Below are 26357 nucleotides of genomic sequence, written 5' to 3' on the forward strand. Positions count from 1 at the left end.
GCTGTAGCGTTCCGACGGGTTTCTATGTGTTGTTTCGACTGGCGATCGCCGTCGCGTTACTCCACGTAGTCGATGTCGTTGTCGACCCGACCGGTTTCGTCGGCGAGGTCGGACTGGCCGTAGATCTGGGGCGACTCGACACCCGTAACCACGATCATGGTCTCCATCGTGCCGCTGAAGCTCTCGTCGACCGACGCGCCCCAGATGATCCGGGCGTCGGGATCGATCCGGTCGTAGATCTCCTCGACGACGCCCTCTGCCTCTTCGATACTCATGTCTGGACCGCCGACCACGTTGACCAGCGCGGAACTCGCGCCCTTGAACTCCACGTCCAGCAGCGGCGAGCGCAGCGCCGACTGGATCGAGTCGCGGGCCTTGTTCTCCGAGTCGGACTCGCCGAGCCCGATCATCGCGACGCCGCCGTTCTCCATCACGGTGCGCACGTCGGCGAAGTCGACGTTCACGAGGCCGGGCTTGGTGATGAGTTCGGTCATCCCCTTGACCGACCGCATCAGTACGCGGTCGCAGATGGTGAACGCGTCCTGGAGCGGGAGATTCGGCGCGTACTCGAGCAACCGGTCGTTCGGGACGACGATCACGGTATCGGAGACCGCACGCAGCCGTTCGAGACCCGCGTCGGCGTTCGATCGCCGGCGCTCGCCCTCCGCAGTGAACGGGATCGTGGCGATCGCGATTGTGAGCGCGCCCGCCTCCTGGGCGGCCTGGGCGACCACCGGGGCCGCGCCGGTACCGGTGCCGCCGCCGAGGCCCGCCGTCACGAACACCATGTCCGAACCATCGATCGATTCCCGGATGTCGTCCAGGGTCTCGCGGGCGGCCTCCTCGCCGATCTTCGGTACCGAGCCCGCGCCGCGCCCGCCGGTGCGCTCGCGGCCCATCAAGATCTTGGTGTCGGCCTGGACCTGTTCGACGAGATGCTGAGCGTCGGTGTTGGCGGCGACCAGCTTCGCACCGTGGATCCCCTCCTTGTCCATTCGGGTGACGGTGTTCGAGCCCGCGCCGCCACAGCCCACCACCGTGATCTGGGTCTTGAGATCGTCGACGACTCCGGCGAGTTCCTCGTTGGTCATCGTCCCCTTTTCGCGCTCGCCGGCCGGCGTCTCGTGGCCGTCACGCTCGTCGCCCGCTTGACTCTCGTCGATGGCATCCTCGATGATCGAATCCATTTATGACCGCATGACGCACGGCGGCTATTTATCTTTCCCCTTCTGTTCGAGGTGTGTCATTGTCCTCGTCGAGCGGAAATCGTCGCTCGCGACGTTCGTGGACCGTCTCGGGCTCGATCGTCCGGCCGTCGACCGTGACTGCCTCCCCGTCGGCGAGTCGGCCGAACGCCGGCCCCTCTGACACACCCGCGTCGCGTGCCGCCGTGGGGTCGAACGCCGTTTCACGCGCTATCAGCGCGTCGTCACGGCGTTCGACGGTCTCGTACTCCTCGTCGAGAACGTCGGCGAACGCGTCGACGATCTCGGCGAGGTCGTCAGTCTCTCGAAGGACGACCTCGCCAGCGAGCCGCGAACCGCCGTGATCGGTGTCGAACGCGATCGTGCGACGCTCGACCGCTGCACGCGTCGCTGCGGCGTCGATCCCCTCGGCTTCGGCGAGGAGCGCCGCCGGGAGCGAGACGGTCGTGATCCCGTTGATCGCCTTGCCGGCCTCGTGAGCGCGGTCGCCGAATCGGAGTCCAGCGTCGACTGATCCGATCGCGCACTCGACCTGTGCGACGAGGTCGAGGGAGACACCCGCGGTCTCGCGGAGCCATGTCTCGGTCACGACCCGATACCCGAGATCGTCGATCGCGTCCGTCAGCGTGGGTCGGTCGCCCTCGACGAGCGCGCGGGTCGCGCCGCTTCGCTCGAACGCTTGCCGGAGGACGTCACGGTTTTCGCTCGGATCACCCATCGCGTCGAGCGCCCAGTCAACGCCGATGTGTCCCACTGCCCAGTCGGTCTCGCGCACCACACGCCCGAATCGGGGGACGTAGTGGCCGCCACCGAACCCCACCACCTGGCGATCGCGATACGGCCCGATCCCCCGCAGATCGAGGATAGCGCGCGCGACCGCTCGTGCGCCGTCGGGGTCGTCCCACTCCGTTTCGCCACTCCCTAGTTCGACGAACATCGAGGGCGCGCCGACGTCGGAGGGGCCGTGGTGAGTGCCCTCCATTCCGACGTCGTACCCCGATGGCGCGTGTTCGCGGAGCGCATTGAGCACTCGGGCTTGGGCGTTCGGGCAGGCTGTGGCGAGTTCGCCGTCCGCACCACCGTGTTCGGCGGGACCGAAGTTGCCGGTGTGGTGGGCGGTCAGGAGCGGTCCGGTGTCACCGGCGTGTTTCGAGGCGAACACCACGAACTCGGGAGCGGCGAAGACGTCGGCCACGCCCTCGAGATCGAGGTGGAGATCGTCGAGCGAACGGAGTTCGAACCCTGGTGTGCGGTGGACGGTGCCGCCGCCCTCGCTGTCGGAGCGGGCATCGTCCACGACTCGTTCCCAGTCAGTGAGTTCGAGCAGGTGGTCGCCGATGTGGACCGACGCCGGGTCGGCGCGGCTGACGACGATACCGATCATACTGAGACGCGACGGGCGAGCGAGTAAACCCGTTCGTTTCGGTTTTCAGTCGGCCCGTTCCGGCTGGGTTCTTTCCGGTCCGACGGCCTCCCGAGCGGTCGTGGTCGTCCGTCCGAGGAGGTCGGCCAGCGCGTCGCGGCGGGCATAGAACAGCGCCGCGCCGAGAACGAGGTATATCGCCGTGTAGACGTAAAGGACGTTGATGCTCAGTGCGGTCGCCTGCGGTTCGGGGACTGTCTGGATGATGGCGAACTCGATACCGACCTGCGAGACGAACAGGACGAGCAGGCCGACCGCCTCGCGCATGCTAATCTCGAAGTTGGTCAGGAGCGCGATCGCGAAGAGACTCTGGGCGGCGGTGATCCAGATTTCGGCCATCTGTTTCTCGTCGAACGGCAGTCCCCCGAGGTGGCCGGCTGCGATGGAATAGACCACCGCGAGGGTACCGATGAGCAGGGTCCACTGGTTGAGTTTCGAGGAGATGAGCGCGTTGAACCCCGCGGTCGAGCGTGCCTTGTTCACGAGGTAGGCGACGACGATGAGTTCCGGACTCTCGCTTGCGAGCGGTGCGAGCCACTGAATCATGAAGAACTCGGGGATACCGTACTGGAGACCCAGCTGTTCGAGACCGACGGCGAACGGTTCGACGGCGATGAAGATCAGGACGCCCGAATAGGTGAAGAGCGCGAGAACGCTGGCGATGCGCGGTCCCTTCGACCACGACTGGAGATAGGCGGGCACGCCGACGTGTTCTTCGCCTTCTTCGACATCGCCGCGGATGATGATAGCGATATAGAGGACGTAAAGCCCAACGAGGACGAGCGTATCGAGCAACCCGATACCGCCGATCGGGCCGTTGCCGCTGAACGTCGTTCCACTCAACGGGACGACGAAAGCAAAGAGGGTCGCCGCGAGCAGGAAGGAGATTTCGAGCGCGAGGTCACGATCGAGCGTGACGGCGCTTTTCAGGAACCCCGAACGGTGATCGACGGCGGGATCGTCGGCGTGCCGCGCCCGATACACAGTAAAGAGAGCGATGCCGGCCCAGCCGAGACCGATGAGAATGCGGTTCGCGCCGGTCATGTTGGCGACCGCGAGGTTGGCGTTGGCCATGCCCTGTGCGGTCCCCTCGAACGCACCGGCGTTCCACGCATAGAGCGCGTCGACGGCGTACTCCGGCGCGACGGCGAGAACTGCCAGCACCGCGATGGCGAACGCGCGTGGCACGTCCTTCTCTGCGGTCTCGGCCCCCCACGCGAGCAGGAAGGCGGCCCCGAGAACGGCCAGTCCGGCGACGACGACCGCCGTTCCCGGGGCGATGTTCTCGCCCGGGTGGATGGTCATGTACCCGCCGTAAGAGATGAACGTCGCCACGAACGGCACCGTCAGCAACAGCGCTGCGGCGACGGCAGCAAGTGGATGGCGAAAACGGTCGAGCATTACCGGAAATCGCGAGGGGAGCATACCTATCTCTTTTGCTGTCGCGTGCAGCACCGGCGTTCGTCGACCGGCCCGCTTATCGCTCCGGCTCACGACGATCGCCCATGCAGGTGTTCGGGCTGGTCGGCAATCCCGTCGGTCACTCGCTGTCGCCGCCGATGCACGAGGCGGCCTACGAAGAGTGCGGGATCGACGCGCGGTACGTCACGTTCGAACCCGATCCCGACGATCTCGAAGCGGCCATCGAGGGCGCACACGCTCTCGGTATTTGTGGCCTGAACGTCACGATCCCGTTCAAACAGGGCGTCCTCGATCTCGTCGAGCCCGACGACCTCGCGGCGCGGATCGGTGCGGTCAACACCATCGATTTCGGCGACGCTGACGACCGGGCGTCGGTGCCAACGGGTCACAACACCGACGCCGAGGGTGTCAGACGGGCGTTCGGACATCATGACGTGTCACTCGACGGACGAGCGGTCGTCGTCGGGGCAGGTGGGGCGGGCCGTGCAGCAGCGTTCGCGCTCGCCGATGCAGGCATGTCGGTCGCGATCGCTAACCGTACAGTGGAACGCGCGGACGAACTCGCAGACGAGATCGACGGTGCGAACGGACACGGACTCGACGCGCTCGAACGAGTCGTCGCCAACGCCGACGTGGTGGTGAACGCCACGAGCGTCGGGATGGAGGCGAACGAAACGCCGGTCCCTGCCGAGGCGCTTCACGCCGATCTCGCCGTCCTCGATGCGGTGTACTCGCCGATCGAGACCCGACTGCTCCGAAACGCTGCGGCGGTTGGCGCGACGACGATCGACGGCGGGTGGATGCTGCTGTATCAGGGCGTTGCGGCGTTCGAGCGGTGGACCGGCCAGGATGCGCCGATCGACGTCATGAACGAAGCGCTTCGGGCACGTATTTAAGTCCGGGGGGAGACAATCCCGATCCATGACGCTGCTGGATACCATCAAGTCGATGCTCGGCATCGATGACCGAGATTCGGGCGACGACCGATCGAGCGACGACCGTGGCGGTGTGACGGTCGAACGCGAACCGGACGATCGTAGTTCGGGGACAGCCCCGGAGACGGGTTCGGAGGACGCGGTCAAGGGGACGGAGACGAGCGAAACGGATCGCGACACGGACGAGCCGGCTGCCGCCGGGACCGACGCCGCGGGATCGACCGAATCGATGGTCGACGAGGACGCGGAAGGTGGGGCGGAACCGGGCGAAGTGACCGGACCGACGACCGGCGACGCCGAGCCATCCGAGCCCGCAGTCGAGACCACCTCAACCGAGGACGCCGACGAGGACGAAACCGTCAGCGACACGGGCGATGCGGTCGACGACGCCGACGAAAGCGTCGCGGCCGGCAGCGATGCGACGGGCTCGACCGGATCGATCACCGAGGAGACGAACGAATCGATCTCGGCGGCCGAAGATGCCGAGGCTGCGGGACCGACCGACGAGGAGCCGGGCGACACCGCCGAACACGACGTGGACGTGCTCAAGGGCATCGGACCATCCTACGCCGAACAGCTCGAATCCGCCGGCGTCGAGACCGTCGCCGATCTCGCCGACGCCGACTCGGCGGACCTCGCTGAGGAAACCGACATCTCCACGAGCCGGATCGATCGCTGGACCGAGCGCGCGAAGGCTCGACGGCAGTAATCCGCGTGCGAATGGACACGGCAGGTGCTATCGATATCGGAACGCGACTCGCTCCGATATGGGCTGCGTCCGCCACCGCAGCCGACGCTGTGTTCGACAGCCGCAGTGGGGACCGATGAAGTACCACGTCGACGGCGACCTCGTGTCGGCCGACGAGGCGAGCGTGAGCGTTCGCGATCGAGGGTTTCGCTACGGTGACGCCGCGTTCGAGACGCTTCGTTCCTACAACAGGTCGATCTTCGAGTGGGACGCCCACGAGGCGCGACTCCGCCGAACTGCCGAACAGTTGGGATTCGCCGACGCGGTGCCCAACGACCTTCGAGAGCGCGTTCGGGCGACGCTCGCCGCGAACGATTGCGACGAGGCGTACGTCCGACTCTCCGTGACGCGCGGGGCCGGAGCGGGACGACTCACGCCCCCGCCCGACATCGACCCCACGGTCGTGATCATCGTCGAGGAACTCCCGCGGGGCGGTCTCAGTGGCGAATCGGTGTGGGACGGCCCGGCGACGGTTCAGACTGTGAAGACCCGTGCGGTGCCGGACGCGGCGGTGCCGAGCGACGCCAAGACCCACAACTATCTCAACGGAATCCTCGCACGGCTCGAACTCCAGCGAGCGGCGAACGAGGAGTACCGTGCGGACGAGGCACTGTTGCGGGACGACGAGGGGCATCTCATGGAAGGAGCGACGAGCAACGTCTTCTTCGTCGACGACGGGACGCTCAAGACGCCCAGCACCGACGGGCCGTTACTGGACGGGATCACGCGGTCCGTCGTGCTCGACCTCGCTGCCGACGAGGAGTTTCCTGTCGAGACTGGCCGGTACACAACCACCGACGTACGGGAGGCCGACGAGGCGTTTCTCACCAACACGACGTGGGAACTCCGACCGATCGCGCGCGCCGACGGGGTCGCGGTCGGCGGCGGGCCGGTGACGCGGCTGTTGGCGAGGCTGTTCGACGAGCGGGTCGAGCGTCGACAGTACGAGTGATTCGAGCCGCGTGCGGCCGCACGACCGGCATAGACAGCACGCCGGATCGTCAGCCATCTCAGTTCGTGGTAGTGCTCAGTTGTGAGTCGTCGCTGAGTTCATCGAACAGATCCACCACACGCTGGTGAATGTCGTCTCGAATCGAACGCACCGTGTCGATGTCCTCTCCATGAGGATCGAGAAGGTTCCAGTCGCGGATGTCAACCGTTGAATCCTCCTTATCAATCTCAAGCGTCGAACAGCCCATCGTCGCCACGTAATCGCACGACTGGAGTTCCTCGCTCGTGATTTCGCGCGGCGTCCGCTCCGAGAGATCGAATCCTTCCTCGCGCATGACTTCGATGACCCCCTCGTGAACGTGGTCCGCTGGGCGGGTACCTCCAGTGAGAATCTCGACGGCGTCGTCGAGATCTCGGCGTTGGCGTTCGTACTCGGCGAATGCGGTCGCCATCTGCGAGCGGCCAGCGTTCTGGACGCACATGAACGCGAGTCGGATCGTGTCAGTGGAATCGGTAGTGGTGGACATTGGTTTTGGTTCGTGTGGTGGTTAGTCGTCAGTTGTTGGCTCCGAAGCGGATGCGTCGAAACTGCCCGTTCCAGCCCCACCCCAGTCGAGGTTGCGCTGGAAGTAGAGTGCAACGTTGACCAGCGCGAGCAGGACGGGCACCTCGATGAGCGGGCCAACGACGGTCGTGAAGGCGACGCCGGAGCCGACGCCGAACACCGCGACTGCGACCGCGATGGCGAGCTCGAAGTTGTTCGATGCCGCTGTGAATCCGATTGCGGTCGTCGTCGAGTAGTCCGCACCGATGCCCTTCCCCATGCCGAAGCTCACGAAGAACATCACCACGAAGTAGATCGTCAGCGGCACGGCGATCAACAGGACATCTGCGGGTGCAGCGATGATGTTCTCGCCTTGCGTGGCGAACATCACAATCACGGTGAACAGTAACGCGACCAGCGTCAGCGGGTCGATTTTCGGGATGAGCTCCTCGTCATACCACTCCTCGCCCTTGGTGTGGGTGCCGACGTAGCGAGTGAGAAAGCCGCCGACGAAAGGAATGCCGAGAAAGACCACGATCGCTTGAAACACCTGCATCGGCGTGATATCGAAGGTCGTGATGCCGGCAACGAGCGAGTCCATTCCCAGCAGCGGCGGCAGGAACAACCCAAAGAACCAGACGTAGACGCCGTAGGTAACGATCTGGAAGAGGCTGTTGAACGCCACTAGTCCGGTAACGTATTCGGGAGAGCCTTCGGCGAGTTCGTTCCAGACGAGCACCATTGCGATACACCGGGCCATCCCAATGAAGACGAGTCCGAGGAAGAACTCGGGGCGCGCCGGTAGGCCCGGAACGAGTCCGCTGAAGAAGACGACCGCCAGTCCGAACATCAGCGTCGGGCCGATGAGCCAGTTCTGGATGAGGCTCAGCCCGAGTACGCGCCAGTTGCTGAACACCGTTCGGAGCTGCGAGTAGTCCGCCTTCGCCAGCGGCGGGTACATCATCACTATGAGGCCGATCTCTACGAGGTGGAGGTTCTGAATCGGTTCAGTCACCGATGGGGCGATATAGCCCAATCCCACCCCAATAGCCATCGCGCCGAAAATCCAGACGGTGAGATACTTGTCGAGAAAGTCCATCGAGCGCGGGTCACCACACTGCGGACACGAGCAGTCCGGGCCGTGCTCGTGAGCATCGACGCTACTCATCGCTCACGCTCCCTTCAAGGACTGTCACAAGGGCGATGGCACGGTTGGTAGCTTGGTACTTCTTCCAGCGTCCGTCCTTGCGTCCGGTCACGAGCCCCGCGTCGACGAGTGCCGAGAGCGCGTGACTGAGCCCGCTCTCGCTCACGTCGACGACGGCCTGAAGCTCACAAACACAGAGTTCCTCCTCGGCTGCTACGAGCACGCGAACGAGCGTGTAGCGCGTCTCGTTGGCGAGCGCAGCGAGCACGTCGAGCTCGACGTCGACCTGCTCCGGGCCGAGTGCCGCTTCGAGCGTGCCGAGTTCGTCGAGTCGCCGCTCGACGTCCTCGTCTCGACACTCCCCGAGTTCGTCTTCGAGGTATCGCTGAAGTCGTTCGGTCGCTTGCGCCATGGAAATTCAGTTGACTACTGACTCAATTAACTGTTCCGATATCAAAACGGGTGATACCCTAATTTTGTATATTTCTGCCTCTGAATTGCTTATCTGGGTGCGGGCGAAAGGGTTTTTAATTGAGAGAGTGCTAAATCAGAACGTGCAATCAGAGCAAGCCAACAGATCGATTCCGGACCGAGCGAGCGAAGCCAGCCGAAGGCAGCGCGCTGGGACGGAGTTCATCGGCGGCTACGGAACAACGACCGGCGACTCGGACCTCCGTTTCATCGAGGGGCAACTTCCCGAGCACGAGGGCCGGGTCGAAAGCGACAAATCGCCAGCCCAGCAGCTCAAACTCGTCTTACAGAACCTCGAAGCCACGCTGAATCAGCGCGGGCAGAGGATGGACGATGTGCTTCAGCTAACGCTGTATCTCACCGACATGGATGCCTACGAATCGGTCAACGATACCTACGAGAGATACTTCGAGGACACGCATCCGGCGCGCACGACCGTCGGAGCCTGCGAACTACTCGGTGGTGCCGCCGTCACCGTCGACGCGGTCGCCGCCCTCGAGTAGCACCGAACAGACTGCTACGGATACGAAGTCGGTTCCGGGCACTCGTGATCGAGACCATCAGAGCGGCGAAATCGATGTTGTTACGGTACTACTGGACGTGCAGATGGGGGGCTATTTGGCCAGTAGTGTATGTTAGAAGCAGAGATCGTTCTCTCCTCGCGCGGACGGATCGACTTCTCCGAGACCTGATGCCGCTCTCGGACCTCGATCGCGGCGCTCGCTTCACTCGATCCGAAAGAGCGGCTCCTCGATCGATTCACTCCGACACTCGGGACATCGCGAGGGACGGTTCGCGTGGTCGTCGAACCCCGAAAACCCGCAGTCGCGACACTCCGGTGGGGCGACGAGGAGCTGTTCGTCCTCGGCTTCGAGCGACTGGGCGATGTGCTCGACGTGTTCCAGCACCGCTTCGGTCGTGATCGCAAACTCCTCGGCCAGCATGCCAGGTGGTGCCGTTTCGCCACGGAGGAACTCCGCGATGCGTTGGCGCGTCGTCGCATCCTCGTCCGCTTCGCGCATACCCCACCTCCGAACGCGACTGATAAAAACGGTTCCCGGTTTTCTGGTTGGGGCGGTTCGCGGCCGGCGGCCGCGGTGCAGCGCGGTGGCGGTCCTGGTGGACCGAGGGCGAGGACGCGACCAGTGGGAGCGTTCGAGGGCTCGGGCGGTGCTGTACGGTAGCGGTTGCGGTGCGGAGAGGACCAGCCGCTGTACCGCGAGTGAACGAAGTGAGCGAGCGGGTAGTTTTTGATCCACATTTTTGCGAGGAGAGGTGGCCGACCACAGGGAGGCCACCCGACGAAGTAAAAAGGTGGGGCTCTATTCAGTCGGTGTCGTTTCGACCTCGCGGCCCTCCTCGACGGCGGTGGTAAGCGAGACGTTGAGGACCACCATGGCGACGACGCCGCCGATCACGGTGACGACGTTCTTCACGGCGTGATCGACGATGGCCGCGCCGAGCGCGACCGGGGTGGCGACGGGCGTGAGCCCGACAACGAGCAGGCTGAACGCGCCCTCGTAGAGCCCGATGCCGCCGGGCGAGAGCGGGAGCACCTTGGCAAGGTTGCCGACGCTCACGGCGAAGAAGCCGACCGCGACGAGCGTCGTGAGCGGGAGCGAGACGTCGAAGGCGGCGAACACCAACAACGCGGTCACGACGTCGAGCGTCCAGATCAGGAGGCTCGTCGCGCCGACGCGGGCAAACGCACGTCGGTCGTTCGCGACCGTCTGAATATCCCCGACGAAGCGTTCGATCACGCCCGCGACCCGATCGGCGTAGGCGTCGGTGCTGAAGCGGCGGACCCCGCGACGGACGAGGTTCCGATCGGAGCGCGCGCTGGCGACGATCACGCCGACCGCGACGATCGCGGCGAGACCGACGCCGCTGGCGACGAGGATGGCGGTCCGGCCGCTTTGGCTCCCGTCGGCGACGGTCGCACCGAGGCCAGCGAGGCTGGTGATCCCGGTTGCGGCGAGGCCCATCAGGACGACGCCGGCGAGCAGGGTGATCGTGAGGAGGTCGAACACGCGTTCGACTGCGAGCGAGGCGAAGCCCGTCGGATAGGGCACGCGCCGGCGAGTTTTGACCACGTATGCCCGGACAGCGTCGCCTGCCCTGGCGGGGAAGACCAGATTCCCCGTTTGGGAGATGAACACCGCACCCGTGAGGAAGCCGACGCCTTCAGTGAATCCCAACTCGTCGAGAATGTCGCGGTAGCGCGCGCCACGGACCGGCCACGAGAGCACGTAGATGAGTGCGGCCGCGGCGACGAGCGCGGGATCGGCCGCGCGCATCTCTTCGAGTACAGTCCCGACATCGAGATACTGGGTCATCAGCCCGATCGCGAGGATCGTGAGGAGGGTGCCGGCGACGAGCGTCACGCGCCGCGTGATCCGGGGCGCAACGGCGAGCTGCCACCACGTCCGCAAAATGGCGCTCCCCATTCCGAGCACGTCCCGAACGAAGTCAACGGTGGTATCACCCTTCGGTGTCCACGCGACCGGGAATTCCTCGACCCGGTAGCCCGCGCGCTGGGCGCGAACGAGGAGTTCGGTGTCCCAGAACCAGTGGTCGTCCTCCACGTCGTCGAGCAGCGTTTCGAGGACCGCACGATCGAACGCCTTGAACCCACACTGGTGATCGTGAACCGACGAGCGGAGGAACAGTCTGACGAGTCCGTTGTAGGTGCGACTCGGCACGTCGCGTTTCGCGGGGCGGTCGGCCTCGCTCGCCGTGAGCAATCGTGAACCGGTGGCGACGTCGGCCTCGCCCGAACGGACGCTCTCGACGAGCTCCTCCAAGTGGGTCATGTCCGTCGCGAGATCGGTGTCGAAGTAGACCAGGGTCTCGCCCCTCGCCGCGCGGAAGGCTCGCGTGAGCGCGCCGCCACGACCGAGCCGATCGTCGCTGTGGACGTGTCGTACCCGATCGTCCTCGCTGGCGAGTCTCGCGGCGATTTCGGGCGTGCGGTCGGTACAGCCGTCCTCGGCGACGAGCACCTCGAAGCTTCCCGCCGGCAGGAAGGATCCGAGCGCATCGAGGGTCGTTTCTACTGTGCCCTCGATCGTCGCAGCCTCGTCGTAGGCCGGCAGCACGACGCTCACGTCGACCCCGCGACTCATTGGCTCGACTGCGCCAGCCACGGACAAAGCCCTTCTGGGTCGTGGTTCAGCCGTCGATTTTCTCCGACAACCACGAGAAAAATCAGTCCGCGCCTTCGGGCGTGTGCGCCGTCGTGAACCCTGGGAGGTCGATCCCGAGCGTCGCCGCAGCCTCGTCGGTCGAATCGTACGGGCGGTTCACCACCAGACTGCCGGCGCGCTGGTCGCCGAGTCCTGGTAGTGCCGCGAGCTCGTCCATCGAAGCGCGGTTGAGATCGAGCGGCGTAGGCACCCCGGACACCGACCGGTAGCCGTGATCCGTGATCGCGACGTCGATCGTCCGACCGAGTTCGCGCTCGCCCGGCACCGCGACCAGCAGCGGGTACGTCCCGAGCTGGCGGCCGAACGTCCGGCCGTCCTGGTGGTATTCGAGGTGGACGTCTGGGAGAACGGTCCCAGGAGGCGCGACTCGCTGGAGCATCGGGTTGTCGATCTCCTCGCGCACCTCCCCTTTGTACTGTTTGAACAGCTTCTTGTGATCGTCGGCGATCTGCGCGCCGGTGTCACTCATCTCGGTCCCATCGAAGGCCATCACCTGGCGGATGTTGATCCGACGGAGCAGCAGCCCGGCGTCGTACACCCGCTGGAGGAACTGCTTGTTGAGTTCGTAGGTCTCCTCACGCTCGCCCTTCAGCCCGTGGAGCAGGTTGATCCCCGGAAGGAGTTTGGGGAGGCGGTCGACGGCGTCGGCTCCGTACGTCGGCGCAGCCGAGCGATCCTCGCTAGGCCGCCAGCCCGCCTCCTCGTTGACGATCTCCACGGCGCGAAAGCACTCGTCGGCGGTGACGTTGAGATCGTTCGCCTCCTGAACCTGGGGATCGGCGCTTTCGAGCCCGAACGCGGCGGTATCCCCGGGCGTGTTGTGCTCGGCGATGATCCGGAGTCCTTCCCGTGAGTCCTCGGGCCACCGCACGATCGTGACCGGGTTGATGTTGTCGAGGTGAAGGGTTTCGAGCTCGGGGGCCACTTCCCGAATCCCGCCGTAGAGGTCCCGAAGCGCCTCGGGGTTCGGGGCCTCGCCATCGCCACCGTACGCGAGAATGTCGGCCTGACGGCCTAGCCGGAAGTGGCGCGCGCCGCGGTCCGATAGCGCGTCGACCTCGCTCACGACCGACGGCGGTGGGCGGAACGAGGGGTTGCCGTAGAGCGGTTCGGTACAGAACGAACATCGGTACGCACAGCCGCGGGAGGTTTCGAGCTCGCAGATCAGGTACTCGGGATGATTTGGGTGTTGTTCGACCACGAACGCACCCTCGCGCGCCCACTGTGTGACCTCCTCGACGTCGCGCATCCGGTCGCCGAATCCTTCCAGGCCATTGGCAACGAGATCGTGGGCCGCGGCCTCGACGTCGCCTTTCGCCACGAACTCGAAGTCCAGATCCGATCGTTCGGTTTCGGTCGCGCCGGCGTTCTCCTCGCCGACGCCGAATTTGACTGGGCCGCCCATCAGACTCGTGCCCTCCGCAGCCCACGCGATCTCCCGGACTTCGTCGGGTTCGGCCGGCGTCCCGCCGACGTACTTACCGGGGACAGTCATTCCGCCGAGGTAGATCATGAGGTCCGCATCGGCCACATCGCGCCACTTGTTCCGCTCGTCCCGCAGTTCGTCGATCGTGTGGTAGGTGATCTGCTCTTCGGGAACGCCTGCGTCCACGAGCGCACCGGCGGTGAACCGTGGATAGGTAGAGATGTACGGTGGGACCCCGAAGTGGGCGGGTTCGTCGACGTACCCATCTATGAGAGTTACGTCGAGGTCGGCGGGATCCGGCGCAGTCATACCAGTCCATTCGGCGTCGAGACGTAAAAACGCGACTCTACGGGTTCGAGATCGCCACTTGCACCTTGGATCGACCGCCCCGCCGAGACCCGTGGGTTGATAGGCCACGCGGGACTACGAACGAGTATGCCGGCAACCCTCGAAGTCGTCTGTACGGACGACAGCTGCGAGATGGACATGTTCGAGATGCACTACACCTACGACATGCCCGACGGCGTCGGCGTTGAGGACTTCCAATGTCCCTACTGCGGCGGCACCGACTGTCTCGACGCCGTCGAGCTATGATTCGCGACGTCGGCGAGTCGCTCGGCAACGCGGTCCTCGATGGCGTCGGGCGGATCGCGGGTCGCACCCAGGAGCGTCGCCCGCTCCCGACCGACATTCTGGAGAGCGACGACGCCTACCTCGTGGTGTTCGACGCGCCCGCTGCGAGTTCGGAGGACGTCCAGGTTCGCTTCTCGGAGGACGCGGTCCACGTCCGGATCGATCGCGTCCGCGACCACCACGAGGGGTTCGAGATGCGCGCGCCAGGGCGCGGGCTCGCGCTCGACGGCCAGGCCGACCTCCCCGACGGCGCAGTAGTCGACCCCGAAGCCGCGACCGCGACGCTGACAAGCACCGGCACGCTCGAAGTCGAAATTCCGAAAGCCGAGGAACGTGAGGACGACCCAGTCCGAATCTCGACGGCCGACGAGACCGACGCCGCTGAGAGCGCAATCGAGGAGATCGACGGCGGCGACGACGCGGGCTCCACGAGCGAGTCGAGCTGACGAATTACCCGTCGACGATCCCCACGATCTCGTGGAGGTCGTCCGCCTCGTAGGTCGGTGTCGCCGTGAGATCTACATCACGGCAGTGCGGTCGGCGGACGAACACCGAATCGATGCCCGCCCGACGGGCTGCGATCACATCGCTCTCGCTGTCGCCGACGTAGAGCGCCGATTCGGCGTCGAGATCGGCCAGCGCTCGGTTGAGGTACTGCGGGTCCGGCTTCTTGCGCCGGAGACTGTCGACGGTTTTCTCGCGGCCGTAGTGGGTGTCGAACAGCGGTCGCAGATCGAAGAAATCCAGCACGAACGTCACGGTGGAGTGGTGGTTGTTGCTCACGACACCGCGACTCTGTGGGAGGTCCGTGATGGCTGCAACGTCGTCGTATCGATCCCGTGTGCCCGCCCTGAACGCCTTGAACTGGGAGCGTTCGTCGTGGCGCTCGCGCGCTTCCCAGAACACGTCAGGGTCGAGATCGTGGGCGACGCAGATCTCCTGCAGGCGTTCGACGGTGACGCCATCGACGATATCCGCGATGTGCTGGCGGTCGGTCGTCTCGACGCCCACCTCGCGGAACGCGGCGCGCGTCGCTTCGCTTTGGGTGTCGTGTGCCGGCGGCTCGATCAGGATACCGTCGTTGTCGAACAGTACTGCATCGTACTCAGTCACTTCCAGGACGTACTCAGACCAGATAATTGTCTTTTTCGACACGAACGCGCGCTGGCAGTCTGTGACGAAATCGTATGGCGAACGGTATCAACAGACGAGGAATGCGAAAACTGTCCCCGATCAGAGACAGTGCGGCGAACTGCTGTAGCGGTCGTGGCCCAGCGCCCTCACCAGGAGCGCTCCAGCCATTCGAACGTGACGAGGTTATTCGATGTGGCCTTCGCGCCGGAGCTGATCGGCGTCCTGGCTCTTGTAGCGCCACTCGATGTTGGCTTTTTCGTCCTGCCAGTCCCACGGCTCGACGAGGACGACGTCGCCCTCTTCGATCCATGTCCGGTACTTCATCCGGCCGGGAATACGCCCCATCCGGTTCTCGCCGTCCTCACACCGGACACGAACGTGGTTGCCCCCGTTGTGTTCGGTCACGACCGCGAACAGCTCGTCGTCGTCGGGCATACGAAGGTTTCGACGCCCGTTTTGTTCACTCACATCGGTTTTACGGTGCGGACACGGTTAAGTCATGGGCATCATCCGGTAGCATGGCACATGGGCCGAGAGCCGGAGCGATTTTACGCACCGGCGTGCTCAGAGGGATGTGGATTCTACCGAGGTCAGACGACGGTGGGCCGAACGCTCGGGAGCGTACTCGCCGGAGTACTACGCTCACCACGGGCCGAACGCGACGAGCGAGGCGATTCGCGAACGGCTCGCGCCGGTCGGTCGTGACGCGACGATCCTCGAACTCGGCTGTAGTTCGGGTCGCCACCTCGCGCACCTCCATCATAACGGCTACGGAAACCTCAACGGGATCGAAATCAACCCCGAAGCGCTCGATGTGATGGCCGAGACCTATCCCGAACTCGCTGCCCAGGGAACCTTTCACGTCGACGCCATTCAGGACGCCGTCACGGAGTTCGACGACGGTCGGTTCGACGTCGTGTTCTCGGTCGAGACGCTTCAGCACGTTCACCCCGACGACGACTGGGTGTTCGACGAACTCTGCCGCATCACCGGCGATCGCCTCATCACGTCCGAAAACGAGGGCGAAGCGGCGGATCGTCGGGGCACGGCTACGGACGCGATGAACGAGGTTGATGGCGTCCCGCTGTACTACCGCAACTGGAAGGACGTGTTCACCGACCGTGGCTTCACCGAGATCGGATCGGAGCCGGTCAAACGAGGCACGCTTCGAGTGTTCCGGTCCACGCGGGACTGAGCCACCCCGGACCAGCCGTCAGGGTCGATAGACTCGGCCGCGAAACGTTGCGATCCGCGCCACATCGTTCCCGTCTCCTCTGTCGTCGGTGACGACGACCTCGTACTCGGCGGTTCGTCCGCTCACGTGTGTCTCCTCGGCGGTCGCGACGAGCGTCGTCCCTACGTCGACGCTATCGAGATACGAGATGTTGGTTTCGAGCGCCAGCGCGGTTTTTCCACGCGAGTTCGACGCCGCCGCGAACGCCGCGTCCGCGAGCGAGTACACCGCCCCGCCGTGGGGCGTCCCGTGGAAGTTCAGTAGTTCCTCTGTAACCGTGAGTGCGGTGCGTGCGGTGCCTGCTCCGAGATCGACGAGGTCGATTCCCAGCGTGTCGCAGTAGGGGTCGCTCGCGATCCGTTCGCGCACGTCCGTCTCGACGGCCGGTTCGTCGGTTGTCATGGGTCGTCCATCGAGTCGACGGCTCAAGTCGGTGCGGATCGTGTCCGGCTACGGTCGGATATATGCGTAGCCGTCGTTCTGGAGCCGCGTGAGTTCACCGACACCGGATGAAACGGTTTCGACGCCAGCGACGAGGTCCGCGTTGTCGATGTCGAACATGTCGAGCGTGTTGGAACACGCCTTGATCGAAATGCCGTCGTCGACGAGCGACTCTACGCGGTCACTGTGCTCCCCGTCGGTCGTCACCGGATCGATGCCCTCGGCCTGTGCGAGGACGGCGATCTCGTCCATGTCGATGGACTCGTCGTTTGCGAGGTTTTCCGCGAGCGTGAGCGCGAGATCCTGTTCGTCCGAGTCGCCCTCGATCAGGTGGAAGACGGTTTTGTTGTCGTCGAGCATACGCCCGAATACAGGCTCGTTGGACGGTAATGCTTACTGCCTGCGAACGCAGCGCTATCGGTTTCACTCGTCCCGTGGGACGTCCTTGCAGGCGTTCAGCACGACCTTGCTCATCGAGGGATGGGCGTGGATGAGGGTGTTCGCGAGGTCGTCGACCGTCGCGCCGTACCGGATCGTCGGCGTGACTTCGTGGATCAGCATCGAGGCCTCGTGGCCGATGATGTGACAGCCGAGGATTTCTCGACTACTGGGGTCGGCGAGCACCTTGGCGAACCCGTGATCGAGTTTCAACGCCCGGCTCATCGCGGTGTCGGTGAATGCGGCCCGGCCGATGACGTACTCCCGGTCCGCGTCTTCGAGCGTCGACTCGGTCTCCCCCACCGCGCCGATCTGGGGCTCGGTAAAGACCGCGTGCGGGAGCGCGGTGAAATTCGCTTCCCGTTCCTTCCCGCGCGCCACGTTGTCGATCATCACCTCGCCCTCGTAGTCGCCGGAGTGTTTGAACATTCCGTTGTCGGCGATGTCGCCCATCGCCCAGACGTTCTCGACGTTCGTTCGCAGCCGATCGTCGGTCGCGATGAATCCGGCGTCGGTGGTCTCGACGTTCGTCGCGTCGAGATCGATTCCGTCGGTGTTCGGCCGGCGACCCAGCGCAACGAGGAGTTCGTCGCCCGCTATCTCGACCTCACCGCCATCCTTGGATTCGGCAGTGACGGTGACCTCATCGTTCGACTCGGTGACCGACGACGCCCGGTAGCCGGTGTACACGTCGTGGCGGTCGCCCGCGATGTCGGTGAACGCCTCGGCCACTTCGGCGTCCTCGCGGGGAACCAGGCTCTCTTCCATCTCGATCAGCGCCACATCGGTGCCAAAGGACTCGAAGTAGTAGCCGAGCTCCGCCGCGATGTAGCCGCCGCCGAGGACGACGAGCCGCTCTGGGGGCGCTTCGAGCCGGATGGCGTCGTCGCTGGTGAGATAATCGGCATCCGCAAGGCCGTCGATCGCGTCCGGTACTACCGGCTGGCTCCCGGCGGCGACGACCACTTTTTCGGCGGTGTGAGTCTCGCCGCTCTCGACGATCTCGATCGTGCGGTCATCGACGAACCGTGCCTCCTGCTGGAGCAGCGTGAGGTTTTCCTCGTCTCGTTTGTTCGCCTCCTTGCTGCTGGCGGCGTTGTCGAGTTCGTCGTTCACCTCCCGAACGAACTCGCCGAAGCGGACGTCCTCGACGGTCGCGTCGATGCCGAACCGATCGGCGTTCCGGACCTGGTTGACGACGTTCGCGTGCTGAATCAGCATTTTCGAGGGGTTGCAGCCACGGTTGAGACACAGCCCGCCGAGCGGTCCCTTCTCGACGAGCGCGGTCTCCAGCCCCTCGGCGGCCGCTGCCGATGCGACCGTGTTGCCGGTGCCGCCGCCGAACACGATGAGATCGAACCCTGTCATTGCAATCTCCCTGACGGCAGGAACGAATAAAGTGGTTCGCCGTCCGCAGCGAGTCACGCACTACCGGTTGTAGCTGCTGGCTGCCGGCGGTGAGACGTGGTCACCGCTCGGACACGTAGACGTTCTCTCGGTAAGACGTGGCGGCGATGACGGTCTCGCTCTCTTCGACCAGTTCGAACCCGTGGCGGCGATAGAACTCGTTGCCGGGCTCGTTCTCCGCGAGCACCATCGCCCGGATCTGCTCTGCACCGCGCTCCGCGAGCACTTCGCGGGTGTGATCGAGCAGGTCGCCGCCGACGCCTTCGCGGCGGTGTTCGGGGGCGACGTAGAGTCGGAGAATCGTTCCGCCGGCCTCGTCCTCAACCGCGTGGACGAACCCGACGACCCCGTCCCCGCCGTCGGCGACCGGCACCAGCGCGTCGTCGCTCTCGATTTCGGCGGCGAGCCGATCGGCGTCGTACCACTCCTCGACGCCCTCGCGGGCGGTTTCACGACTGAGGATCGCCGGATAATCGGTCTCCCACGACGCTCGCGCCACCGCCTCGATAGCGTCGATGTCGTCGACCATCGCTTCACGAACGATCATGCAATTCGTACCGCAGCGGAGCGGATAGCCGTTTCGACGCAGGCGGCATTCGGCGGCGAACGTCGAGGTCGATCGAGTCGCGCCGGCCGTCGAGGAGGATAAATCTGCTGTCGTCGTGCCAGTAACATTTAGATACTGATACGACAATCGCCGAGCAATCTATGATCGTCGCGGTGAATCGCATGAATCAACCACTCGACGAGATCGAGTTCCTCGCGCGCTCTGAGCACCGCGTGGAAGTGCTCAGCGCGTTGGCCGAGGGGCCGCATAACCGGGCCGATCTCCGAGTGATGACCGGAGCATCGTCGTCCACCATCAGACGGACGCTGAACGAGTTCGAGGATCGGTGCTGGATCGAGCGGATCGAGCACCGGTATGAGGCGACGCCGCTGGGTATGTTCGTCGCGGAAGGGCTGATGGCCTTGCTTGGACGAATGGAAACCGAGCGGACGCTACGCGATGTTTGGCGATGGCTCCCGATAGCGGAGATCGAATTCGACATCGAGTTGTTCGCCGATGCGGTCGTCACGGTTCCGGAGTTCGGCTCCCCCGACCGGATCGTGAGCCGGTTCGCCGAACTGGTCGAGAAGACGGAGACTCTACGCGGGTTCACTCCGACAACCGTCAATTCGGACATGGATGTACTCTTTCGAAACGCCATCGACGGGATGGAGACCGAGCTGGTGTGGCCCCCAGGCCTCATCGAGACAGTTTTGACTTCGCACCCAGAGCAGGCCTCGGCGGCTATCGCGAGCGGGCACCTGACCGTGCTGCTAAACGACGACATCCCGTGCTCCTGCGCCATCTTCGACGATCGCGTCGGGGTTGCCGGCTACGATCACGAGACCGGACATATGCGAGTCGCAATCGACACCGACGCCCCCGAAGCCAGACGGTGGGCGGAAAACCTCTATCAACACTATAGACGCGATGCCCGACCTCTCGATCCGGACGCTCTCGTTGTGTGAGCGGGGGAGACTCCTTCCTCGTGATCCGCCGTGGGTCAGCTGTGGATCGGATCACCCTCGATCGCCACGTTACCGACTGTGACACTCGTTGTAGGCGACAGCTCGGTTGGTCAGGTGGCGTGTGGTTTGCAGTTCGGTTATTTGCAACTGATGCCGTTTTTTACCCCTTGAAAAGGAGTCACAGGCTGCTCGAACCGTACTAGGTGCCCACATTATCTCCCGCATTGTACCGCCTCGCGCGGGAAGGGGAGACGAAACCATGGCAGTAAAACGAGAGACACTGGACGAAACGGCAGTGAACGAGTTCGGCGAGGGGTTTCGGGGCGAAGTCATCAACCCGGCGGAGGTGGGCTACGACGACGCCCGCGAGATCTGGAACGCGATGATCGACCGCGAACCCGCGCTCATCGCGCGGTGTGCCGGGACAGCGGACGTCATCGCAGCAGTGGACTTCGCCCGCGAGAACGACCTGCTCGTTTCCGTGAAGGGCACGGGCCACAACATCGCCGGCAACGCGGTCTGTGACGACGGCTTGATGATCGACTTATCACTACTAAAATCGGTCCACGTCGACCCTGCGGCGCAGACCGCACGGGTCGAGCCCGGCGTCGTCCTCAACGAGCTCGACCACGAGACCCAAGCGTTCGGTCTCGCCACGCCGGTGGGCTACAACTCGACGACGGGCATCGCCGGACTTACCCTCGGCGGCGGGTTCGGCTGGCTCTCGCGCAAGTACGGCATGACGGTCGACAACCTCCGTTCGGCGGATATCGTCACCGCCGACGGCAAACTCTGTCACGCCAACGAGGACGAGCACGCGGACCTCTTTTGGGGCATCCGCGGTGGCGGTGGCAACTTCGGTATCGTGACTTCCTTCGAGTTCGATCTCCACGAGGTCGGTCCCGAAGTGTTGTCGGGACTGGTGGCCCACCCACTCGAAGATGCGCCCGACGTCTTGCGAGCGTACCGCGAGGCTGCCGCCGCTGCATCGGACGACGTGGCGGTATGGTTCGTGCTCCGGCACGCTCCGCCGCTCCCGGTCCTCCCGGAAGAATGGCACGGAGAGAAGGTACTCGTCCTCGCGGCGTTTTACGCCGGGGGGATGGCGGCGGGCGAGGAGGAACTCGCGCCGTTCCGCGAGATCGGCGACCCCATCGTGGACGTCGTCTCGCCGCACCAGTACGCCGGATGGCAGCAGGCGTTCGACGCGCTGCTCCCCGAGGGCTCGCGCAACTACTGGAAGTCGCACAACTTCGTGGAGATCACTGACGGAATGATCGAGACCTTCGTCGAGTACACCGAATCGATGCCGACGGCGCTGGGCGAAATCGCCGTCGCCCACCTCGGTGGGGCCATCAACGACGTTCCGGTGGAGGCGACCGCCTACCCCCACCGCGACGCCGAGTTCCTGATGAACCTTCACACCCGGTGGGAGGACCCGGAGATGGACGAAGAGTGCATCGCGTGGGCGCACGAGTGCCACGACGCGATGGCACCGCACGCCACCGGTGGCGTCTACGTCAACTTCGTCCCCGAGGACGTGGGTGAAGAACGTGCGGCTTATCGCGAGAACTACGACCGACTGGCCGAACTCAAAAACGAGTACGACCCCGAGAACCTGTTCAGCATGAACCAGAACATCGAACCGACTGTTTGAATGAATGGGTAGCTAGAGTCCGTTTGCAGCTAGTGACGACCTGTCACCGTCTGCAAAACGATCGTGGGCCGCACGAATCACACTAGATAGCTACACCATCTCCCGCCCGGTATCGTTTCTCGCCGGGAGGCACAACGATGCAGAAAGCGAAAGACGAACTGCCAGTTGCGATGGAGACACCGAACGCGAAAGTGCGACAGCAGCCGGGTTTCGGTGCGGCGACCGACTACGGTGAGTTGGCCGCAGAGCGCATCCGGTTCGCCGCCGGAACCGACCTCACGCCGCTCCTAGAAGGCTTGGAGGACGATATGTGTCAGTGTCCCCACTGGGGCTACGTGCTGGACGGTGCGATCAACCTTCGCTACAGCGACGGGACCGAAGAAGTAAGCGAGGCAGGAGACCAACTCTACTGGCCGCCGGGACACACCCTCTGGGTCGACGACGACACGGAGTTCGTCCTTTTCAGCCCACAGAACGACCACATCGAGGTCTTCGAGCACATGGCCAACAGGATGGAAGAGTTATCAGAGTAGAAGGAAACAAGTAGCCACAACCGGAATGCTGACGCCGCGTTCCGGCAGGCGCTTTCAGGGGCACAGCGGGTTGTCTCGAAGACCCAAAATCGAGTGAAGGTAATGTTCCACACCCGGATCGTGGGCAGACAGCGATCACACCGGTTACCGATGCGGGGACGGAGAGAGCGGTGACGCGTAGTTCGGCACTATTCGGCGATTGCGGGAACGTATGCTGTCCAGAGGATTCGTGTCGATCGAATGTATCTTTGTAGTGCCCCGCTCTCTGCACGTATCTCGGGGGACGGTACGGCTCCTGAAAGCACAGTCGTTTAGCTTCCGGGACGTAATGAGACTGCTGTGAACAGTGGATCATGACCCAGTGGGAGTACGAAACGCTCCGCCCGCCGCGGGGTTCGACGAAGAAGGAGGCGACCGATCCGAAGACCCAGTTGAACGAGCTCGGTGGCAAGGGCTGGGAACTCGTCTCGACCGTCGAGTACGTCGGCGGCGGCACGAAATACTTCGTGTTCAAGCGGCCCATTGACGGAGACACTCATGAGCAGTAGCGAAGTCGACATCGAGGCCGATCCGGACAGCGATACCGAGATCGACGCCAATCCTGACGAGGACATCAACATCGGGACGGCCAACACGATGCGCGAGCGCTCCGACGAGAGCCGGCTCAAGCTCTGGGCCGTGCTTGGGGCGAACCGTCTGGCCGTAACTGCGCTGCTGGCGATCGCGGTGTTCGTCGCGTTCGTGGTCGCCGGATCCCTCGTCTACCCGCCGTTCGCGTCGGTGGTCACCTCGGCGGACACCATCGAGACGATGTTCTCGACGATGCTCGGAGCGATCATCACCGGCACCACGCTCGTGGTCACGATCAGCCAACTCGTCATCTCCCAGGAGAACGGCCCGCTCGGCGAACAACACATGCGAATGAGCGACACGATGGACTTCCGGGAGTACACCCAGGAGCTGATCGGCCAGCCCACACCCGCCGATCCGTCGGCGTTTCTCCGGGCGATCGTCAATGCGACCGAGCGTCGGGCGAAGGCGCTCCGTGGTTCGATCGCCGACAGTGATAACGACCAGCTCCGCGCGGAGGTCGACGAGTTCACCGACAGCGTGACCGGCAACTCCGAGGAGGTCAGAAACGAACTCGATGGCGCGAAATTCGGTTCGTTCGACGTGCTGTTTGCCGCCTTGAACTACAACTACGGCTGGAAGATCTTCCAAGTCGAGCGGATGGCCGACGACCACGCCGACAGCCTCACCGACGAGGACGGCGCGCTGTTCGAGGAGCTGAAAACCACGCTGTCGATGTTCGGACCGGCGCGCGAGCACATCAAGACGCTGTACTTCGAGTGGGCGCTCATCAACCTCTCACAGCTCATCCTCTACGTCTCGGTGCCGGCGTTGGTCGTCGCCGGCAGCACGCTCGCGTTCGTCGGTGGCGACTCGTTCACTGGCTCGCTGTTCGGACTGCCGAACATCCTGCTGGTCGTCGCCGGCGCGTTCACCGTCTCTTTGCTCCCCTTTCTCCTCTTGCTCACGTACATCATCCGGATCGCGACGGTCGCAAAGCGGACGCTCGCCATCGGTCCGCTGATCCTCCGGGACTCACAGCGATAGGCTCAGAACAGCTTGTTGCCACTGGTGGTGACCGGCTGCGTCCCGACGACCGTTCCGTTGACCGTGTTGACGGCGGTGACCGTTGCGTTCCCGTTCGCCGGGAAATAGAGGGAGATACCGCTGGTCTGGCCGGTTTCGACCGTCGTGGTATCGAAGCTGGAGCCGCTTTCGGTGACTACCACGAGCTTGGTGACGCCCTGGTCGGTCGTCGCGTCCTGTGTGAGGTTCACCGACGCCTTCACCCGGCCACTGGCCCACGGCTCGTCGGACGATACCTGCTCGAAGACGGCCGAATTACCGGTATCGGCCGTGACGGTGGGGCCGAGCGTGAGACAGCCACCGAACCCAAGCGCGACGACGAGCGCCACGCTTGCGAAGACCTGTCGGCGAGGAATCCGTCGACTCATATACCGTGGTGGTTGGTCGGGGGTTCCCTTGAGCGTTGCACTTGCTCGGGCCCGCGAGCGAGGCGTGCAAGCACAGCGCTTTTGCGTTCACCGGTGTACGTTCTGCCGTATGTTCGCGATCAGTGCGGTCAAGAAAGCGGCCACGTACGGGTACAAGAAATACGGCATTCCCGGAGCGATCGTCACTGGCCTCGGCACGCTGCTCGGCGTTCGGTTCATCAAACGGAAGCTGTTCTCGGGATCGAGCAGCGACGGCGACGACGGGATGGACGTCGACGTGGGTGGGGAGTCCGACGACGGATCGAGCACCGCCGACTGATCGGACGCCCGCTCCGAGATTCCGGCGAACGGCCGACGTGCTGTCCGTCGATCAGAGACCGAGGAACGCCTCGGCGTTCTCCCAGAGCAGTTTTCGTTCGACTTCTTCCGGGTAGTCGGTGTGCTCGGCGAACGATTCGAGCCACGTTTGGGGTCGGATCATCGGGTAATCAGTCCCGAACATCACCTTGTCTTTGAGGACGGTGCCGGCGTAGTGGAGCACCTGGTCGTCGATGTACTTCGGGAGCCAGCCCGAGAGATCCATGTAGACGTTCCCCTTCTGCTGGCAGATCGCGAGCTGTTCTTTCTCCCACGGGAAGGCGGGATGGGCGAGGAGGATCTGGAGGTCGGGAAAGCGTGCGGCCACGTCGTCGATCAGCATCGGGTTGCCGTGTTCGATTCGGAGGCCGCGTCCGCCGGGGCTGCCCGCCCCAAGGGTGGAGTTCCCGCCGTGAAACACCACCGGAACGCCGAGATCCTCGATGGTGTTCCAGAGCGGGTCGTGTTCGGGTGCGCTCGGATCGAACCCCTGGGCGATCTGCTGGAACTTGAACCCCGAGAGATCGAGGTCCTCGATCGCGCGTTCGGCCGACTCCACGCAGTCGTCCTTCAGAGGATCGATGCCCGCGAACCCGGTGAAGAAGTCGGGGTACTCGTCTCGCACCTCGGCGACGTACTCGCTCGTGACCGGCGGGTTGCCGGTGTTGGTCTCGGCGTCCCAACCGAGCAGGACCGCGTGACGGATCCCGGCCTCGTGGTACTCTTCGACCATCTCGTCGAACCCCCAGGTTTCGAGATCGGTGCCGAATTTGCCCGCGGCGTCGCCCATCATCTCGCCGCCGGCGTCCTCCAGAAACTCGCTCGTCGGCTGGTGGGCGTGGGTATCGATGAAACGTGGCTCGTCGGACGGGAAGTCGATGTCGAGCATCATCGACTCCTCGGGGACCAGCCACATATACTGTCGGGCGCTGGCTGCCGAACGCCGATCGGTTTCAGTCGGCTCCCTCGCGGGTCTTGACCGCCATCCCGGTCTCGAAGTCGGCCATCGCGTCGGCAGCGAGCTCTGCCCGCCCCACGCCGAACAGGTCATCGTCGGGGCCGACGATGCAGATTTCATCGCCGGGACGGACGGCGGGATCGGCTGTTTGAACGAACTTCGCGAACGCGTTCTTGCCCTCGCGGACGAACGGCGCGCTCTCCTCGCCGACGACGACGCGGGCTCTCGGCGCTTCGAACGCTTCGCGGAGTCGTTCACCACCGGCGAGACCGAGTGTGAACCGGCCGTCGACGCCGTAGGTCACGAGGCGCTCACCGCCGGCGAGTACCTGTTCCGGGCGACCGGTCGCAGTGTGGCGAACCTCAGGATCGCCGGTGAACAGCGCGTCGCCGGCGCTACGGCCGAACTGGTAGTCCGCGATGGTTCGCAGTCGCGCGAGTTCTTCGGCCATTGGCTCCGATTCGCTGCCGGCGCGCAAAAGCGCGTCCATCGAGTAGTCCGGTGGAACGACACGACGCTTTCGAAGCGATTTAGACCGATCGGAGCCG

31 protein-coding genes are annotated in these 26357 nt (G+C 64.3%); 13 read left to right on the forward strand and 18 right to left on the reverse strand.

Features of this window, described 5'->3' with window-relative positions:
- Positions 1 to 56: 56 nt before the first annotated feature.
- The 3 genes from ftsZ to C449_RS09575 are packed head-to-tail and all read right to left on the reverse strand — an operon-like array spanning position 57 to position 4029.
- The gene (ftsZ, locus tag C449_RS09565; protein ID WP_006077796.1) at positions 57 to 1187 is read right to left on the reverse strand and encodes a cell division protein FtsZ; all 1131 of its coding nucleotides are present in this window, start codon (positions 1185 to 1187) and stop codon (positions 57 to 59) included.
- Positions 1188 to 1215: 28 nt separating this feature from the next.
- Positions 1216 to 2589: a D-aminoacyl-tRNA deacylase gene (locus C449_RS09570; RefSeq protein WP_006077797.1), complete on the reverse strand. Its 1374-nt coding sequence runs from the start codon at positions 2587 to 2589 to the stop codon at positions 1216 to 1218.
- Between the two features lie 45 nt (positions 2590 to 2634).
- On the reverse strand, positions 2635 to 4029 hold the full coding sequence (locus C449_RS09575; RefSeq protein ID WP_006077798.1) for a sodium/calcium exchanger membrane subunit: 1395 nt from the start codon (positions 4027 to 4029) through the stop codon (positions 2635 to 2637).
- A gap of 104 nt (positions 4030 to 4133) precedes the next feature.
- On the opposite strand from C449_RS09575, the gene C449_RS09580 reads away from it, so the two are divergent.
- The 3 genes from C449_RS09580 to C449_RS09590 all read left to right on the forward strand — a co-directional run bounded on the left by C449_RS09580 (position 4134) and on the right by C449_RS09590 (position 6685).
- Entirely contained in the window at positions 4134 to 4946 is an 813-nt protein-coding gene (locus C449_RS09580; RefSeq protein ID WP_006077799.1) for a shikimate dehydrogenase, read from the forward strand.
- 25 nt (positions 4947 to 4971) lie between these two features.
- The gene (locus C449_RS09585) at positions 4972 to 5694 is read left to right on the forward strand and encodes a helix-hairpin-helix domain-containing protein (protein WP_006077800.1); all 723 of its coding nucleotides are present in this window, start codon (positions 4972 to 4974) and stop codon (positions 5692 to 5694) included.
- A gap of 115 nt (positions 5695 to 5809) precedes the next feature.
- Positions 5810 to 6685, forward strand: a complete 876-nt coding sequence (locus tag C449_RS09590) for an aminotransferase class IV (RefSeq protein WP_006077801.1) — start codon at positions 5810 to 5812, stop codon at positions 6683 to 6685.
- A gap of 58 nt (positions 6686 to 6743) precedes the next feature.
- Here the strand turns inward: C449_RS09590 and C449_RS09595 are convergent, their stop codons facing one another.
- From C449_RS09595 to C449_RS09605, 3 genes are read right to left on the reverse strand one after another with little or no spacing between them, the layout of a single operon-like run.
- Positions 6744 to 7211 carry a low molecular weight phosphatase family protein gene (locus C449_RS09595; RefSeq protein WP_006077802.1) on the reverse strand — a complete coding sequence of 156 codons (468 nt, stop codon included), beginning with the start codon at positions 7209 to 7211 and terminating at the stop codon, positions 6744 to 6746.
- A 21-nt stretch (positions 7212 to 7232) separates the two neighbouring features.
- Positions 7233 to 8396: an ACR3 family arsenite efflux transporter gene (gene arsB, locus C449_RS09600; RefSeq protein ID WP_049914004.1), complete on the reverse strand. Its 1164-nt coding sequence runs from the start codon at positions 8394 to 8396 to the stop codon at positions 7233 to 7235.
- Positions 8389 to 8787 carry an ArsR/SmtB family transcription factor gene (locus C449_RS09605; protein WP_006077804.1) on the reverse strand — a complete coding sequence of 133 codons (399 nt, stop codon included), beginning with the start codon at positions 8785 to 8787 and terminating at the stop codon, positions 8389 to 8391. Before C449_RS09605 ends, arsB begins: the two co-directional genes overlap by 8 nt.
- A 142-nt stretch (positions 8788 to 8929) precedes the next feature.
- On the opposite strand from C449_RS09605, the gene C449_RS09610 reads away from it, so the two are divergent.
- Entirely contained in the window at positions 8930 to 9349 is a 420-nt protein-coding gene (locus C449_RS09610) for a RidA family protein (protein ID WP_049914005.1), read from the forward strand.
- Between the two features lie 222 nt (positions 9350 to 9571).
- Here the strand turns inward: C449_RS09610 and C449_RS09615 are convergent, their stop codons facing one another.
- From C449_RS09615 to C449_RS09625, 3 genes are all read right to left on the reverse strand, one after another.
- Complete coding sequence (locus tag C449_RS09615; protein WP_006077806.1) at positions 9572 to 9868, reverse strand: transcriptional regulator; 297 nt, start codon at positions 9866 to 9868, stop codon at positions 9572 to 9574.
- Between the two features lie 300 nt (positions 9869 to 10168).
- Positions 10169 to 11971 (reverse strand): flippase-like domain-containing protein, encoded by a 1803-nt coding sequence (locus C449_RS09620; RefSeq protein ID WP_006077807.1) that lies wholly within the window; start codon positions 11969 to 11971, stop codon positions 10169 to 10171.
- 82 nt (positions 11972 to 12053) lie between these two features.
- Entirely contained in the window at positions 12054 to 13787 is a 1734-nt protein-coding gene (locus C449_RS09625) for a radical SAM protein (protein WP_006077808.1), read from the reverse strand.
- Between the two features lie 126 nt (positions 13788 to 13913).
- Between C449_RS09625 and C449_RS18325 the strand changes: the two genes are divergently transcribed.
- Both C449_RS18325 and C449_RS09630 read left to right on the forward strand, forming a co-directional pair.
- Positions 13914 to 14072, forward strand: a complete 159-nt coding sequence (locus C449_RS18325) for a DUF7559 family protein (RefSeq protein WP_006077809.1) — start codon at positions 13914 to 13916, stop codon at positions 14070 to 14072.
- Positions 14069 to 14557, forward strand: a complete 489-nt coding sequence (locus C449_RS09630) for an Hsp20/alpha crystallin family protein (RefSeq protein ID WP_006077810.1) — start codon at positions 14069 to 14071, stop codon at positions 14555 to 14557. The genes C449_RS18325 and C449_RS09630 overlap by 4 nt, the downstream gene beginning before the upstream one ends.
- A gap of 4 nt (positions 14558 to 14561) precedes the next feature.
- Here the strand turns inward: C449_RS09630 and C449_RS09635 are convergent, their stop codons facing one another.
- Positions 14562 to 15224: an HAD family hydrolase gene (locus C449_RS09635; protein WP_006077811.1), complete on the reverse strand. Its 663-nt coding sequence runs from the start codon at positions 15222 to 15224 to the stop codon at positions 14562 to 14564.
- A 204-nt stretch (positions 15225 to 15428) separates the two neighbouring features.
- Positions 15429 to 15713, reverse strand: a complete 285-nt coding sequence (eif1A, locus tag C449_RS09640; protein WP_080504918.1) for a translation initiation factor eIF-1A — start codon at positions 15711 to 15713, stop codon at positions 15429 to 15431.
- Positions 15714 to 15819: 106 nt separating this feature from the next.
- Between eif1A and C449_RS09645 the strand changes: the two genes are divergently transcribed.
- Positions 15820 to 16440, forward strand: a complete 621-nt coding sequence (locus C449_RS09645; RefSeq protein WP_006077813.1) for a class I SAM-dependent methyltransferase — start codon at positions 15820 to 15822, stop codon at positions 16438 to 16440.
- An 18-nt stretch (positions 16441 to 16458) separates the two neighbouring features.
- Here C449_RS09645 and C449_RS09650 read toward each other — a convergent pair whose 3' ends face one another.
- The 4 genes from C449_RS09650 to C449_RS09665 all read right to left on the reverse strand — a co-directional run bounded on the left by C449_RS09650 (position 16459) and on the right by C449_RS09665 (position 19312).
- Positions 16459 to 16881, reverse strand: coding sequence for a hotdog fold thioesterase (locus C449_RS09650; protein WP_006077814.1), 423 nt, complete (start codon positions 16879 to 16881; stop codon positions 16459 to 16461).
- 48 nt (positions 16882 to 16929) lie between these two features.
- The gene (locus tag C449_RS09655) at positions 16930 to 17280 is read right to left on the reverse strand and encodes a DsrE family protein (protein WP_006077815.1); all 351 of its coding nucleotides are present in this window, start codon (positions 17278 to 17280) and stop codon (positions 16930 to 16932) included.
- Between the two features lie 63 nt (positions 17281 to 17343).
- Complete coding sequence (locus tag C449_RS09660; protein ID WP_006077816.1) at positions 17344 to 18726, reverse strand: dihydrolipoyl dehydrogenase family protein; 1383 nt, start codon at positions 18724 to 18726, stop codon at positions 17344 to 17346.
- 100 nt (positions 18727 to 18826) lie between these two features.
- Complete coding sequence (locus C449_RS09665; RefSeq protein ID WP_006077817.1) at positions 18827 to 19312, reverse strand: GNAT family N-acetyltransferase; 486 nt, start codon at positions 19310 to 19312, stop codon at positions 18827 to 18829.
- A 182-nt stretch (positions 19313 to 19494) separates the two neighbouring features.
- Between C449_RS09665 and C449_RS09670 the strand changes: the two genes are divergently transcribed.
- From C449_RS09670 to C449_RS09690, 5 genes are all read left to right on the forward strand, one after another.
- The gene (locus C449_RS09670) at positions 19495 to 20280 is read left to right on the forward strand and encodes a helix-turn-helix transcriptional regulator (protein WP_049914049.1); all 786 of its coding nucleotides are present in this window, start codon (positions 19495 to 19497) and stop codon (positions 20278 to 20280) included.
- 259 nt (positions 20281 to 20539) lie between these two features.
- Entirely contained in the window at positions 20540 to 21937 is a 1398-nt protein-coding gene (locus tag C449_RS09675) for an FAD-binding oxidoreductase (protein WP_006077819.1), read from the forward strand.
- A 137-nt stretch (positions 21938 to 22074) separates the two neighbouring features.
- Entirely contained in the window at positions 22075 to 22470 is a 396-nt protein-coding gene (locus C449_RS09680) for a hypothetical protein (protein WP_006077820.1), read from the forward strand.
- 353 nt (positions 22471 to 22823) lie between these two features.
- A complete protein-coding gene (locus C449_RS09685; protein ID WP_006077821.1) occupies positions 22824 to 23018 on the forward strand; it encodes a DUF4177 domain-containing protein in 195 nt (64 codons plus the stop codon).
- Positions 23008 to 24087 (forward strand): hypothetical protein, encoded by a 1080-nt coding sequence (locus tag C449_RS09690; RefSeq protein ID WP_006077822.1) that lies wholly within the window; start codon positions 23008 to 23010, stop codon positions 24085 to 24087. Before C449_RS09685 ends, C449_RS09690 begins: the two co-directional genes overlap by 11 nt.
- Positions 24088 to 24089: 2 nt before the next feature.
- Here C449_RS09690 and C449_RS09695 read toward each other — a convergent pair whose 3' ends face one another.
- Positions 24090 to 24494, reverse strand: coding sequence for a hypothetical protein (locus C449_RS09695; RefSeq protein ID WP_006077823.1), 405 nt, complete (start codon positions 24492 to 24494; stop codon positions 24090 to 24092).
- 109 nt (positions 24495 to 24603) lie between these two features.
- Here C449_RS09695 and C449_RS09700 point away from each other — a divergent pair, with 109 nt between their 5' ends.
- Positions 24604 to 24813: a hypothetical protein gene (locus C449_RS09700; protein WP_006077824.1), complete on the forward strand. Its 210-nt coding sequence runs from the start codon at positions 24604 to 24606 to the stop codon at positions 24811 to 24813.
- A 51-nt stretch (positions 24814 to 24864) separates the two neighbouring features.
- Here C449_RS09700 and C449_RS09705 read toward each other — a convergent pair whose 3' ends face one another.
- Complete coding sequence (locus tag C449_RS09705) at positions 24865 to 25767, reverse strand: amidohydrolase family protein (RefSeq protein ID WP_006077825.1); 903 nt, start codon at positions 25765 to 25767, stop codon at positions 24865 to 24867.
- A 37-nt stretch (positions 25768 to 25804) separates the two neighbouring features.
- Positions 25805 to 26260, reverse strand: a complete 456-nt coding sequence (locus tag C449_RS09710; protein ID WP_193790587.1) for a PUA domain-containing protein — start codon at positions 26258 to 26260, stop codon at positions 25805 to 25807.
- Positions 26261 to 26357 lie beyond the last annotated feature (97 nt).

Origin of the sequence: Halococcus saccharolyticus DSM 5350, assembly GCF_000336915.1 — an archaeon.
GTDB lineage: Archaea > Halobacteriota > Halobacteria > Halobacteriales > Halococcaceae > Halococcus > Halococcus saccharolyticus.

Bases quoted from the DNA above. Each gene is read 5' to 3' on its own strand.
- C449_RS09675 (WP_006077819.1), top strand. From the start codon at position 20,540: ATGGCAGTAAAACGAGAGACACTGGACGAAACGGCAGTGAACGAGTTC.
- C449_RS09690 (WP_006077822.1), top strand. From the start codon at position 23,008: ATGAGCAGTAGCGAAGTCGACATCGAGGCCGATCCGGACAGCGATACC.
- arsB (WP_049914004.1), bottom strand. From the start codon at position 8,396: ATGAGTAGCGTCGATGCTCACGAGCACGGCCCGGACTGCTCGTGTCCG.
- C449_RS09615 (WP_006077806.1), bottom strand. From the start codon at position 9,868: ATGCGCGAAGCGGACGAGGATGCGACGACGCGCCAACGCATCGCGGAG.
- C449_RS09705 (WP_006077825.1), bottom strand. From the start codon at position 25,767: ATGTGGCTGGTCCCCGAGGAGTCGATGATGCTCGACATCGACTTCCCG.
- C449_RS09585 (WP_006077800.1), top strand. From the start codon at position 4,972: ATGACGCTGCTGGATACCATCAAGTCGATGCTCGGCATCGATGACCGA.
- C449_RS09580 (WP_006077799.1), top strand. From the start codon at position 4,134: ATGCAGGTGTTCGGGCTGGTCGGCAATCCCGTCGGTCACTCGCTGTCG.
- C449_RS09665 (WP_006077817.1), bottom strand. From the start codon at position 19,312: ATGATCGTTCGTGAAGCGATGGTCGACGACATCGACGCTATCGAGGCG.
- C449_RS09660 (WP_006077816.1), bottom strand. From the start codon at position 18,726: ATGACAGGGTTCGATCTCATCGTGTTCGGCGGCGGCACCGGCAACACG.
- ftsZ (WP_006077796.1), bottom strand. From the start codon at position 1,187: ATGGATTCGATCATCGAGGATGCCATCGACGAGAGTCAAGCGGGCGAC.
- C449_RS18325 (WP_006077809.1), top strand. From the start codon at position 13,914: ATGCCGGCAACCCTCGAAGTCGTCTGTACGGACGACAGCTGCGAGATG.
- C449_RS09630 (WP_006077810.1), top strand. From the start codon at position 14,069: ATGATTCGCGACGTCGGCGAGTCGCTCGGCAACGCGGTCCTCGATGGC.
- C449_RS09685 (WP_006077821.1), top strand. From the start codon at position 22,824: ATGACCCAGTGGGAGTACGAAACGCTCCGCCCGCCGCGGGGTTCGACG.
- C449_RS09590 (WP_006077801.1), top strand. From the start codon at position 5,810: ATGAAGTACCACGTCGACGGCGACCTCGTGTCGGCCGACGAGGCGAGC.
- C449_RS09670 (WP_049914049.1), top strand. From the start codon at position 19,495: ATGAATCAACCACTCGACGAGATCGAGTTCCTCGCGCGCTCTGAGCAC.
- C449_RS09570 (WP_006077797.1), bottom strand. From the start codon at position 2,589: ATGATCGGTATCGTCGTCAGCCGCGCCGACCCGGCGTCGGTCCACATC.
- C449_RS09680 (WP_006077820.1), top strand. From the start codon at position 22,075: ATGCAGAAAGCGAAAGACGAACTGCCAGTTGCGATGGAGACACCGAAC.
- C449_RS09700 (WP_006077824.1), top strand. From the start codon at position 24,604: ATGTTCGCGATCAGTGCGGTCAAGAAAGCGGCCACGTACGGGTACAAG.
- C449_RS09595 (WP_006077802.1), bottom strand. From the start codon at position 7,211: ATGTCCACCACTACCGATTCCACTGACACGATCCGACTCGCGTTCATG.
- C449_RS09605 (WP_006077804.1), bottom strand. From the start codon at position 8,787: ATGGCGCAAGCGACCGAACGACTTCAGCGATACCTCGAAGACGAACTC.
- C449_RS09625 (WP_006077808.1), bottom strand. From the start codon at position 13,787: ATGACTGCGCCGGATCCCGCCGACCTCGACGTAACTCTCATAGATGGG.
- C449_RS09575 (WP_006077798.1), bottom strand. From the start codon at position 4,029: ATGCTCGACCGTTTTCGCCATCCACTTGCTGCCGTCGCCGCAGCGCTG.
- C449_RS09655 (WP_006077815.1), bottom strand. From the start codon at position 17,280: ATGCTCGACGACAACAAAACCGTCTTCCACCTGATCGAGGGCGACTCG.
- C449_RS09650 (WP_006077814.1), bottom strand. From the start codon at position 16,881: ATGACAACCGACGAACCGGCCGTCGAGACGGACGTGCGCGAACGGATC.
- C449_RS09620 (WP_006077807.1), bottom strand. From the start codon at position 11,971: ATGAGTCGCGGGGTCGACGTGAGCGTCGTGCTGCCGGCCTACGACGAG.
- C449_RS09695 (WP_006077823.1), bottom strand. From the start codon at position 24,494: ATGAGTCGACGGATTCCTCGCCGACAGGTCTTCGCAAGCGTGGCGCTC.
- C449_RS09710 (WP_193790587.1), bottom strand. From the start codon at position 26,260: ATGGCCGAAGAACTCGCGCGACTGCGAACCATCGCGGACTACCAGTTC.